The organism is Tolypothrix sp. FACHB-123, assembly GCF_014697075.1.
In the GTDB taxonomy this organism is placed as follows: domain Bacteria; phylum Cyanobacteriota; class Cyanobacteriia; order Cyanobacteriales; family Nostocaceae; genus Aulosira.
The window spans coordinates 75,183-86,609 of sequence record NZ_JACJRE010000035.1; the positions used below are offsets into that span (position 1 = coordinate 75,183).

Genomic DNA, 11,427 nt, shown 5'->3' on the forward strand with positions numbered 1-11,427 from the left:
TAAACATTTACATCTTGTTTTAGGAAGCCAGTAATGAAACCTTTATTGAAAAATCTACCTACACCCCTGAGAAGTACATTCCTCACCCTACTGTTAACCGCACCCCAAATTCCCTTAGGAAGTCTTTCTAGTCAAAAAGCCGTAGCACAGAATGTCACCTGTCCAGCTAATACAAGATTAGTCAATCTCAATTGGAGTGAGTTAAATTTCCAGACTGCCAATTTCAATCAGACCTTCAATATTGGCGGTGTCAATATCAACTTCCGAATGGTAGAAAACCCACCTGGTTTTATTCGTGATCTCAGCCCTGGTGCCCTTGGCCCTGTACCTTTTGGCATCCAACCAGGCCCCTATGGTGGCATTGATAAACCATATCTCCGTTGGGGGATTGATGCTATAGGACGCGCTCAAGGTACTGCTACCTTGATTATTACTAGCGATCAACCCATTGTCTTACCATCTTCTCTACTATTTTTGGATGTAGACAGAAATCGCAGCGATGAAACAGGATTCCAGGATCAGATTACTGTTACTGCTTCTAATGCAGGTGTAAATGTCCCAGTTACCTTGGTACGTGCTAATGGTAACGTGCCTAGTGTTACCGAAGTTATTGGTAATGTAGCGCGGGGACAAAATCCGCGCGTGGAACCAGGAAATGCACCCCCTGAAAGTTCAGCTGGTAATGTCGCCGCAACATTTGCTGGCCCAGTTACTAGCGTCCAAATTGTTTACCAATCAGGGCCGCTATTTGCACCCCCTAATCCCGGCCCGGGACAGGATGAGACAATTGGTTTAGCCACAGATATCGGCGTTTGCATACCAGGGGCTTCAATTGGTGATACTGTTTTTAATGATAATAATGGCAATAATGCTCAAGACCCTGGTGAACCAGGAATTCCCGGCGTTGGGGTGGAAATCAGAGATGGTAATGGCAATGTAGTTGGCACAGCTACGACTGATAATAACGGTCAATACCGAGTTTCTAATTTACCAGCAGGTCAATACACAGCCTCAGTTCCCCAAATACCTAATGGATTGACCCCTACTCTAACTCAGCCTAATCCCATTACTTTAACGGCTGGGCAGAATTACGATTTAGCTGACTTTGGTTTCCGCCCGCCTGCTAATAGTTCTATTGGTGATACAGTATACAACGATATTAATGGTAACCAACAACAAGACAGCAACGAACCAGGGATTGCTAATGTCACTCTTAACCTGACGCTGCCTGGGAATGATGGCATTTTGGGTAATGCTGATGATACTACCCAAACCACCACGACCAATGCTAACGGGAACTACAATTTCAGTAATCTGACAGCAGGCAACTACAGAGTTACACTTACCCCACCTACGGAATTTACCGAAATTACTACTGGTAATGCCCAAATAGATGTGAATCTGCCAGCGAATCAATCCAGGACAGATGTAGACTTTGGTTTGCGGCGTCCAACTACTGGCGTTCCCGGTTCAATTGGCGATACTGTATACAATGATATCGATGGCGACGGTCAACAAGATGCCAACGAACCAGGGATTTCTAATGTCACCCTTACCTTAACGCAGCCGGGGAATGATGGGATTTTGGGTAATGATGATGATACTACCCAAACCACCACTACTAATGCTAACGGAATCTATAACTTTAATAATCTGCCAGCAGGAAACTACAGAGTTACACTTACCCCACCTACGGAATTTACCGAAATTACTACTGGTAATGCGCAAATAGATGTGAATTTGCCAGTAAATCAATCCAGGACAGACGTAGACTTTGGTTTACGGCGTCCAGTGACTGGTAATAGTTCGGTTGGCGATACGGTATACAACGATATCAACGGTAATAGACAACAAGATAGCAACGAACCAGGGATTCCTAATGTCACTGTTAACTTGACGCTTCCGGGTAATGATGGAATTTTGGGTAATGATGATGATACAACTCGAACTACTACTACCAATAACAACGGGAATTATGTCTTCAATAATCTCCCTGCGGGTAACTTCAGAGTTTCACTGATTACACCAGATGATTTTAGCGAAATTACTACCGGGAATCCCCAAGTTGATGTGACACTACAGGCAAATCAATCAAGGACAGACGTAGATTTTGGTTTGCGGAATCCGGTTGCTGGTACTGCTTCGATTGGTGATACTGTATACAATGATGTTAATGGTAATGCTCAACAAGATGCCAACGAACCAGGGATTGCTAATGTCACTGTAAACCTGATTCTTCCAGGAAATGATGGCATTTTGGGTAATGCTGATGATACTACCCAAACCACCACTACTAATGGTAACGGGAATTACAACTTCAACGAGTTGCCAGCTGGTAACTACAGAGTTAGAGTGATTGAGCCTGAGGAGTTCCCGCAAATTACGACTGGGAATCCGCAAGTAGATGTGACACTGCAAGCAAATCAATCAAGGACAGATGTGGATTTTGGTTTCCGCCGTCCTGGTACTGGTGCGGGTGGTGATGGTAATATCTTGTTGGTCAAGCGAATTACCGCGATCGCTTCAACAAATACTCAAGGTAATCAATTCAATACTTTTGTCGATGACCCCAACGATCAAAATGATAATGCACTCAGTTCTGTTGCTATTGGTCAATATGAAATTCCTACACCCTTGCAAAGTGGTGATGAAGTAGAGTACACAATTTATTTCCGCACAGATGGCTCATTAGAAAATATTAATTTCTGCGATCTGATTCCCCAGAGTACAACCTATCTACCCAACAGTATTTCTGTAACTGGTGGCGGTACTGGCGCAGATGGAGGAAGATTTTTCCCACCCCTGACACCAATAGAACAGATTCCCGAAAGTAGCGTTTGCGAAAATCGCAATAATCCCAACGGTACAGTAATTGTCAAATTGGGCAATATTCCTACCGCTCAATCTGGTTCTGTTCGCTTCCGTGTCAGAGTTAATTAAATAGCAGTTGACGGTTGACGGTTGACGGTTGACAGCTGACTGTTGACTGTTGACTGCCCAATGCCCCATGCCCATTTTATACAGGTGCGATCGCAACTATTTTCTCTGCTTCATCTACTACAATCCGCGCTAGTCCAAAGCGTTCGATTATCGCAGCATTAGTTGTTAAATGACTACTAATCTCTGATGCGCGATATTGACTTGGTTGAGATGCTAAGGTTGCTGGTAACAATAATTGATCTGCTAAATGTTCGTCTACAGGCGCACCTGTATGATGAAAGTGTAATAATTGCCGACAAGCAATATCTGCAACTTTCTCGGCGGGTAAGCGCAAACGGCCAAATCCACCAAATCCAGTTAAGCTATTTTTATACTCAGCCGTTAAAAAAACACCTGCCCCTGGTGCTACGCCTTTTTCGCGTAAGGCTTCGATAGCAACTTTTAATCCGGCCTGATTTAATAAGTTCTCCGTACGATTTGCCATCCGTTGCGCTACATGGGAAGCTAATTCCGTCACCACAGCTAATCCCCTTACTTGATGTAAGCTACCGCGTTCTAGCAAACTAATGCCCTTAATTGTGCCACCACCATTAACTTTGATTTGCATCTCTCCCCCGCCTTGAGGGTACCATCCCCAAGCACGTAACTTGGCTGTCGCCTTAACTCCCATACGACGCAGCACCGGCAGATACACTTGTTCAATGTATGTCATTGTCGGGCTAAAGGGAACATGAGTTCCGCCTTTTAAAGTCACTTGGGATTCTCCCGCAGCCAAAGCTAGGGGTAACAGCACAGTCTGCAAAACCAAAGTCATCGCCCCAGCCGAACCACCTTGTTGTGCTTCTGTGACATCAAAAGTATACTGTCCTGGTTGGACAGCAATACTGGGAACAAATTCCAACTTCATGGAACCTAAGGCATCACCCCGGAGTTGCGCCTGACAGATTTTCGCCGCTGCACGAACTGCTGTCAGGTGTTGGGCTGCTAATCCTGGCCTTTTACGTTTAGCACGAATACCTGCAATGGTTATAGCCTCGCCAGTTATAGCGGCTAAACTCAAGGAGGTACGCAGAACTTGTCCACCTCCTTCTCCGTAGGAACCGTCAATTTCAATCATGGGCAATGGGTGATTTTGAATTTTTGATTATCTCTACGGTTGAGTAATCAGATTAAAAAGTTTATAGCGGTTTACACTTGAGTGCAATACAACTTTTGTGAGAAAGGCAGAAATTATGATTGGGTATGGGGCATTGGGCATTGGGCAATTCAATTTTGGATTTTGGATTTTGGATTTTAGATTTAGATTAGAATCCAAAATCTAAAATCTAAAATCTAAAATTCCTTGTCCTCCTTGTCTTTTTTTATGGATGGTGATGAAAATTTCTCATCGAGACTGCTTTTATTTACGATGAAATTTTGAATTCTAGGACTTTGCTTTTACCAGGGTTCATCAATCCATAGGGGTCAACCATTTCTTTAAATTTTAATTGTTCGGGGTCAATGACTTTTCTGCCACCGTCTTCAATGATGTATGTATGAGGATTGGCGATCGCAATTCCTTGGGCTTCGTGATAGCGGATAATTTCGTTAAGGCGTTCTTCTGTGGTGTAACGCACCAGTTGTAAAGCACCGGGAATCACTGCACCCCCGACACGGAAAAATTCTAAATGCATCATGACTTCATCACCAAAGTGGTGATACATCTGCTCTACTAATTGCAAACTCGAATCTGGCGGAAAGATACTTTGCAAATAGGTAATGGAAGTATCTACGGTGCGGGCGTGTAAAGTGGTATGGTTCCAGGTGAATTCTGCTAAATGAGTGCCTTTACCTGCATCTTGGGCGAGTTTTTGATAGGTAATTTGCCCGTCATATTTTTGGACTAATCCTGGGAGAAATTCTAAACTTGGTTCAGCAACCATTAAGAATGCTGCGTGCTTACCTTCAACTATGTATTCATGCAAAGCGTGAAAGTATTGGGGAATTGGTGAGGCAAAAATACTAATCAATTTTTTCATTATCCCATCAGCATTACCTAGAGCATAGCCAAACTTAGCGGCTGTCATAAAATCATCAAAGGTAACAATTACTTCCGCCCAAGGATACGCTGGGGCTAGAGGAAGTTCTAATTGGGTGATAATGCCATTAATACCCCATGCATGGTTTACCTTTTGTACGTCATCGCCGCGTAACTCGATGATGCGGGGTTCATTTTCTAAAGTTACCACTCGCAGCCCTAAAAGATTACCGCGATCGCCTAATAAGCCATATTGAATTGAACCAATCCCCCCACTACCCCCAGCAATAAAGCCGCCAATGGTTGCTGTGCGGTAGGTTGAGGGAGCCATCCGCATTTCCCAGCCAATTTCTCGCGCTTTTTTATCCAAAGCTGCCAATTTCACCCCAGCTTCTACCCGTGCTACTGCTGGTTTCACCCAGAGAATCTCATGCATTTTCGTCATATCCAGGATGACACCACCATGTAAGGGTACGCATTGTCCATAATTCCCCGTACCCGCACCCCGCACAGTCACAGGGATGCGGTGCTTGGCGCAGGTTGCAGCCACCTTAATCACTTCGGCTTCATTGGCGGGACGCACGACAATATCCCCCACTTTCCCCGCTAATTTGGGGACGAGAACCGGGCTAAAGGTGTGATAGTCCTGGGATAATTTGGCGACTTGGGCGGGATCGGTGATGGTTTCGATGTCTGCGAAAGCCGCAGTCAGGGTATTTAAGTTGAGAGTTGTCATTAGTATTTTGGTTAAGTTAGGAAATTTCTTTTTATTCTCACGCAAAGGCGCGAAGACGCAAAGCGGGTTCTCGCTAGATAGGCGCAAAAATGATTGAGCGCTAATTTAAAATTAAATTCAGGTGTTCAGTTGATAAGAAGTAGAAAAATGAAGACCGAACAAGAACGCGAACAGTTAATTAAAGCAATCAATGTACTGTTAAATCAAGCTTATGACAGTACTTTAGATGAGATTTACGCACTACTGCAAAAAATTGAGGATGAAGAGGAAGAAAATGATTTAAAAGCCTATCATGCTGCTAAAAGTGATGTGGAAAATAATAGTCTTATCGCTTGGGAGGACATTAAACAAGAAATTGCTAATGAAAAGAACAAGGATGTAGCGTGATTTACGAAGTTAAATTTACCAAGGGTGCGAGAAAAGCATTCATGAAACTATCTCCAGAATTGCAAAACCGCATACAAACTAAAATAGAAAATTTAGCGATAGAACCACGCCCTAACGGAGTTAAAAAATTAAAAGGTCAAGAAAACTCATATCGCGTTAGAGTAGGCGATTATCGTATTATATATGATATTTTTGATGATATTTTATTGGTTACTGTTGTAGAAATCGGACATCGTAGCAACATCTACAAGGATGAAAGTTGACAAGAAAGATAAGTTTAAACTTTATTTGTCAACCATTCCCGGAAATTATCATGATAAAAACTATAATATTCTTCCCCTGCTATTTGTTGCAGCGATAAAAACTCAAACCAACTTTCTAACACTTCTTCAACATCAAATTCATCCACATTAATTAATTGAGAAATGGCGGCTACAGATATAGGCTGCGGTTGTTTAACTAAAACATTCAACACAGCTTGGCTCAATTCCTCATCTTGATTTGCAGCTTGCATTTGTTGCCAATGCTGTTGATAATATGTTTCTAAATCTGTTGGTAGTTGATTTAAATCAAAAGATTCTGCATCAAAACCTTCAGCCATAGCACTTAAAACTTGGCTAATATACATAAAATTATTTTCCGATTTAGCCGCCAGAATATTACATAATTCTTGCTCTTTGATTTGCTGATGATTTAACCAAGCTTTTATATCTTCATGATTTAACCCTGAGCGTAGCCGAAGGGTAAATTGTTGAATATATCTTTGGATATCTTGCTGATTTTCTGCGGGGTATTCGGCTAAATTTAGAGTTTGGAATGGTGTTTCTATTAATAAACCAGATTTATCTTTTAAAAAAGGTCGGCGGGTGAGAAGAAAATAAACTTTATCTGGGAGATAGCGGGGAAGATAAAATAAATTTGTTCCAGGAGATTGATGATTATGGTCAATGCGGTCTAAGCCATCAATAGTAATGATTAATTTTTGCTCAGGTGCTAACTCATCGCTGATTTGTTGGATTAATTGATGTAGAAATGTTATATGAAATGTCTCTACAGGTAAATTATCAATAGCAAAAATCTCTATAAGTTGAGTGCAAATATTGCTAATAAATTCCTCAGCGCGATTTTTACCCTCAAGTTCAATGTTGTAATAGACAACATGAGGATTATCTGTGGCATATTTGGCGAGAATTGCACTTTTACCGCTACCGGGTGCGCCGGTAATAGTGAAGTAACCCCGGCGATAACGCTTAATAAATTCATCAATCGCTGTAAATACAAATTCACGACCGATAAAATTATGGCTTTTTTTAGCTATAATTTGCTGAAATTCCTTTAGATTTCGGGTTGGTGGTCTAGGAGTATTGTTCATGGTTATATCTCCATCCCTTCTAAGCACAAAAAATGTACCCTACCCGAAGCATCTCCTGCCACAATAGTTACGCCATCGGGTGCAACAGTACAGCAAGAGATTGAACTTTCTCCCGTGAAAGTAGCAATAACTTCTTTAGTCTCTAAGTTCCAAACTTTCAATGTGAAGTCAGAAGAACCGGAAATTAACTTTTTACTATTGGGCGAGATGGCGACTGTCTTTACCCAGTTATGATGACCATATAGAGTGAATTCTTCTTGTCTAGTTTGTAAATTCCAAACTTTCAAGGTCTTATCACCGCAAGCAGAAATTGCCTTTTTGCCATCAGGAGTTACCGCAACTGCTTTGATTGTAGAATTATGACAAGTAAGAGTAAATTCTTCTTTTCTTGTTTCTAGATTCCATACCTTCAACGTCTTGTCATCAGAGGCAGAAATCACCTGTTTGCTATTAGGAATTACAGCAACTGCATTTATCGCGGAAGTATGACCAGAGAGAGTAAATAATTCTTGACCAGTTCCCAAATTCCAGACTTTTAAGGTCGTATCAAAAGAAGCTGAAATTATGTTTTTACCATTAGAGGTGACCGCGACTGCTTTTACTGAGGAAGTATGTCCACATAGGGTAAATACTTCTTTCCCATTTCCCAAATTCCAGACTTTGAGAGTCTTGTCACCGGAAGCAGAAATTAACTGTTTACCATCGGGAGTGACAGCTAGTGCTTTTACCAAAGAATTACGTCTAGTGAGCGTAAATAATTCTTGCCCAGTTTCTAAATTCCACACCTTTAATGTCTTGTCACTTGAAGCAGAGATTAACTGTTTGCCATTGGGGGTGATGGCAACTGCATCTACCGAGGAATTATGACCTTTATTTGCGTACAGTTCTTTAGAATGAATAAATTCTTCCTTTCTGTTTTCCAGAGTCCAGACTTTGAGAGTTTTATCATTGGAAGCGGAAATCAACTGTTTGCCATTGGGGGTGATTGCAACTGCATTTACTGAAGAATTATGACCAGCGAGGGTAAATAGTTCTTGACCTGTTTCTAAATTCCATACCTTCAATGTTTTGTCATTGGAAGCAGAAATTACCTGTTTGCTATTGGGAGTGATGCTAACTGCATCTACCGAGGAATTATGACCAGCGAGGGTAAATAGTTCTTGACCTGTTTCTAAATTCCACACCTTCAATGTCTTATCATCAGAAGCAGAAATTACCTGTTTGCCATTAGGGGTAACAGCGACTGTGTTGATCCAGCCATTATGACCAATTAGGGTGAATAGTTCCTCACCAGTCTCCAAATTCCACACCTTCAATGTCTTGTCAGCAGAAGCAGAAATTACCTGTTTGCCATTGGGGGTGATAGCAACTGTATTGATCCAGGGATTATTAAGAGTAATAGTGAATAGTTCCTCACCAGTCTCCAAATTCCAGACCTTTAGAGTGGAGTCCAAAGAAACAGAAATTACCTGTTTACCATTGGGACTAATAGCAAATTCATATACCGAGTCATTATGACCAGTGAAAGTGAATATTTCTTCCCCGGTTTCCAGATTCCATACCTTTAATGTCTTATCGTCCGAAGCGGAAACCAAGTGTTTGCCATTAGGTGTGATTGCGACTGCATTTATCCAGCCATTATGAGCAGAGAGCGTAAATATGTCATCACCAGTTTCCAAATTTAAAACTTTCAGAATGGAGTAAAAGTAAACATAAATCAGCTGTTCGCTATTGGGAGTGACAGCAAAAACATTTGGCCAAGCCTTGTCAGTTTTTAGGGTAAATAGTTCTTCCCCAGTTATCAAATTCCAGACTTTAAGGGTCTTGTCATGGGATACAGAAATCACTTGTTGCCCATTCGGAGTAACAGCGACGTAGTTGATCCAGCCATTATGACCAGTTAGGGTACGAAGTAAACGTCCTCCTGCTGATGTTAAACTAGGTGTTAAGGGGCATAGCCAAAACGTAGTTGTCTTTAGTTTTATTTGTGCCAATAATGCCTTGATTTCCCCTGGCATTTTCTGATTTAATAACCGTCCGTACAGTTGACTTGCTAATTGTTGCTTATCGATTACTAAAATATGTGCTGATAGTCTTAATGCAGCTTGAATCAACTTGAGGCTTTTGACTTTATCAGGGTTGTATTCTAGGTAGTTTAATGTATCTTCGGCATCAATCAACTCATAATCTTCAATTAAGGATTGCACCCCAAATTCAGGATGCTTAATCTTGTCCACTAGAAAATTAAAATTAGTTAGAGTTTGGTAATACTTCTCTAAATTTCCTGAATTGACCAGATTATAAGGATACCTGCCCAGATAAGCTTTGACTCGGTAAGACTTTTTAGATAAAGATCTATCAGTGGTTTCGACCATTTCATTTTATAAATTTAAATCTGTAGGTTGGGTTGAAGAAAGACACCCAAGAACCAACAACTTTTTCCCTAACGCTAATGACCAAAAAAGAATTAAGGTGCGTTAGCCTGCGGCATAACACACGCTACATCTGACTAATTTTGCATATCCCTATCCCAATAATCAACAATGCGTTGATTTACCTCTGTAAATAGCTGTCGCTTGGCTTGTAATACTCTTTGCGCTTGGAGAAAATCTAAAAAACTAGCGTGATAGATGCTGTAACAATCATCTCCGTCTACTTTCTGCTTTTTCAAATACTCTAACCAGTCATCTAAAATATCTTGCACCTCAAACTCATCTTTTTCTGCAACATCAGCAATCATTTCACAAGGTATGGGCGTGCCAATCTCCACTAAAATAAACAAAATAATTACTTTAATTTCTTTATCTTGCTCATTCATCTCCATCCGCGCCCAGTGGGTTTGATAATATTGCTGAAGACCATCTGGTAATTCCTTTAAACTCAAGTCATTATAAAAACCCCGCGCAATTGCTGGTAAAACATAGCGCAGATACATAAAGTTATTTTCACTTTTCTCTGCTACCTGCTCAATAAAAGTCTCATCCGTAATATTTCGTTCTTGCATCCACTTCCTCAAACCATCTTTCCACTCTGCGTCATGGTTAAGAATGAAGCGGATATATGCTTGAATATCATCACGGCTGAATTCAATATACTGATTTGCAGTTAAATCTAACTCTACTTGCTCAACACCTTCAGTATATAACCGCTTTTTACTCGGTTCATAGCGTCGCCTCGTCAGCAGAAAATAAACTTTCTCTGGTAGAGTCTTAGGCAAATATAAAATATTTTCTCCGCCTGCTTCTTGTTCCACTTCATCCAAAGCATCAACCACAATCACCAAGTTTTCACCATCAGGAATTTTGCTTCTAGCTTTAACTAACAAAGCTGATAAATCATCATTCTCAGCATTTTCTAAGTTGTAGTGATTAATTAGCTGTTGACGAATACTTTTAAGAAATAATTCCGGACGATTGCGTCCATCTTGCAAGACATTAAAATAACAAATCGCTTGATTATCATAAACATATTTGGCTGCTATAGCACTTTTTCCCATGCCCGCATCACCGATTACCGTAAAATAGCCTTTAGTATGCTGGTTACGGAAGTTATCAAAGGCTTGAAAGACAAACTTGCGACCGCAAAAATAGCGAATTTTTTCTTGGATCAAAGACTCAAACTCTGAGGTATAAGACTTTGGTGTTTGCTGAGGACTATTCAGCTTACTTAATTCTTTATCTCTTAATACCTCCGCAGGTGTGCGGGTGCGTTTAGCAACACTGATAAAAACTTGCCAAAATTCTGTAAATTCTTGACGCGGGTTAATCTGTAAATCGCGGATTTCATCGCCCAATATATGCCAATCAAGAAAATGTGCTACATCTGGAGGCAAAACTGAAGGATTATCTGCATTAAACTCTCGCCAAAAAGCAGTTTTAAACCTCATCCATCTTGAAAACTGGAGTTTTCGCAGAAAACATATTACTGTGGATAGGTGGTGTGGTAGAAAATCAAACAGGAATGCTAAAAGTAGAA

The 11,427-nt window shown here is 40.9% G+C and carries 8 protein-coding genes; 3 read left to right on the top strand and 5 right to left on the bottom strand.

The annotated features are described in order from the left end of the window. The first annotated feature begins 33 nt into the window (after positions 1-33). Positions 34-2,940, top strand: a complete 2,907-nt coding sequence (locus tag H6G41_RS21650) for an SdrD B-like domain-containing protein (protein ID WP_190748472.1) — start codon at positions 34-36, stop codon at positions 2,938-2,940. A 76-nt stretch (positions 2,941-3,016) separates the two neighbouring features. On the opposite strand, the gene rtcA is transcribed toward H6G41_RS21650, so the two are convergent. Both rtcA and H6G41_RS21660 read right to left on the bottom strand, forming a co-directional pair. After that, entirely contained in the window at positions 3,017-4,057 is a 1,041-nt protein-coding gene (gene rtcA, locus H6G41_RS21655; protein WP_190748474.1) for an RNA 3'-terminal phosphate cyclase, read from the bottom strand. Between the two features lie 286 nt (positions 4,058-4,343). Next, positions 4,344-5,693 carry an FAD-binding oxidoreductase gene (locus H6G41_RS21660; RefSeq protein ID WP_190748476.1) on the bottom strand — a complete coding sequence of 450 codons (1,350 nt, stop codon included), beginning with the start codon at positions 5,691-5,693 and terminating at the stop codon, positions 4,344-4,346. A 147-nt stretch (positions 5,694-5,840) separates the two neighbouring features. Here H6G41_RS21660 and H6G41_RS21665 point away from each other — a divergent pair, with 147 nt between their 5' ends. Both H6G41_RS21665 and H6G41_RS21670 read left to right on the top strand, forming a co-directional pair. After that, positions 5,841-6,080, top strand: a complete 240-nt coding sequence (locus H6G41_RS21665; RefSeq protein ID WP_190748478.1) for a hypothetical protein — start codon at positions 5,841-5,843, stop codon at positions 6,078-6,080. Then, positions 6,077-6,343 carry a type II toxin-antitoxin system RelE/ParE family toxin gene (locus tag H6G41_RS21670; protein ID WP_190748480.1) on the top strand — a complete coding sequence of 89 codons (267 nt, stop codon included), beginning with the start codon at positions 6,077-6,079 and terminating at the stop codon, positions 6,341-6,343. The genes H6G41_RS21665 and H6G41_RS21670 overlap by 4 nt, the downstream gene beginning before the upstream one ends. Before the next feature lie 14 nt (positions 6,344-6,357). Here H6G41_RS21670 and H6G41_RS21675 read toward each other — a convergent pair whose 3' ends face one another. The 3 genes from H6G41_RS21675 to H6G41_RS21685 form a co-directional block, all read right to left on the bottom strand. Further along, positions 6,358-7,452, bottom strand: a complete 1,095-nt coding sequence (locus tag H6G41_RS21675; protein ID WP_190748482.1) for an ATP-binding protein — start codon at positions 7,450-7,452, stop codon at positions 6,358-6,360. 2 nt (positions 7,453-7,454) lie between these two features. Continuing rightward, positions 7,455-9,827: a WD40 repeat domain-containing protein gene (locus H6G41_RS21680; RefSeq protein ID WP_190748484.1), complete on the bottom strand. Its 2,373-nt coding sequence runs from the start codon at positions 9,825-9,827 to the stop codon at positions 7,455-7,457. A 134-nt stretch (positions 9,828-9,961) separates the two neighbouring features. Next, on the bottom strand, positions 9,962-11,427 hold a 1,466-nt coding region (locus H6G41_RS21685), incomplete at its 5' end, for an NACHT domain protein (protein ID WP_306790442.1).

Bases quoted from the DNA above. Each gene is read 5' to 3' on its own strand.
- H6G41_RS21660 (WP_190748476.1), bottom strand. From the start codon at position 5,693: ATGACAACTCTCAACTTAAATACCCTGACTGCGGCTTTCGCAGACATC.
- H6G41_RS21650 (WP_190748472.1), top strand. From the start codon at position 34: ATGAAACCTTTATTGAAAAATCTACCTACACCCCTGAGAAGTACATTC.
- rtcA (WP_190748474.1), bottom strand. From the start codon at position 4,057: ATGATTGAAATTGACGGTTCCTACGGAGAAGGAGGTGGACAAGTTCTG.
- H6G41_RS21680 (WP_190748484.1), bottom strand. From the start codon at position 9,827: ATGGTCGAAACCACTGATAGATCTTTATCTAAAAAGTCTTACCGAGTC.
- H6G41_RS21675 (WP_190748482.1), bottom strand. From the start codon at position 7,452: ATGAACAATACTCCTAGACCACCAACCCGAAATCTAAAGGAATTTCAG.
- H6G41_RS21665 (WP_190748478.1), top strand. From the start codon at position 5,841: ATGAAGACCGAACAAGAACGCGAACAGTTAATTAAAGCAATCAATGTA.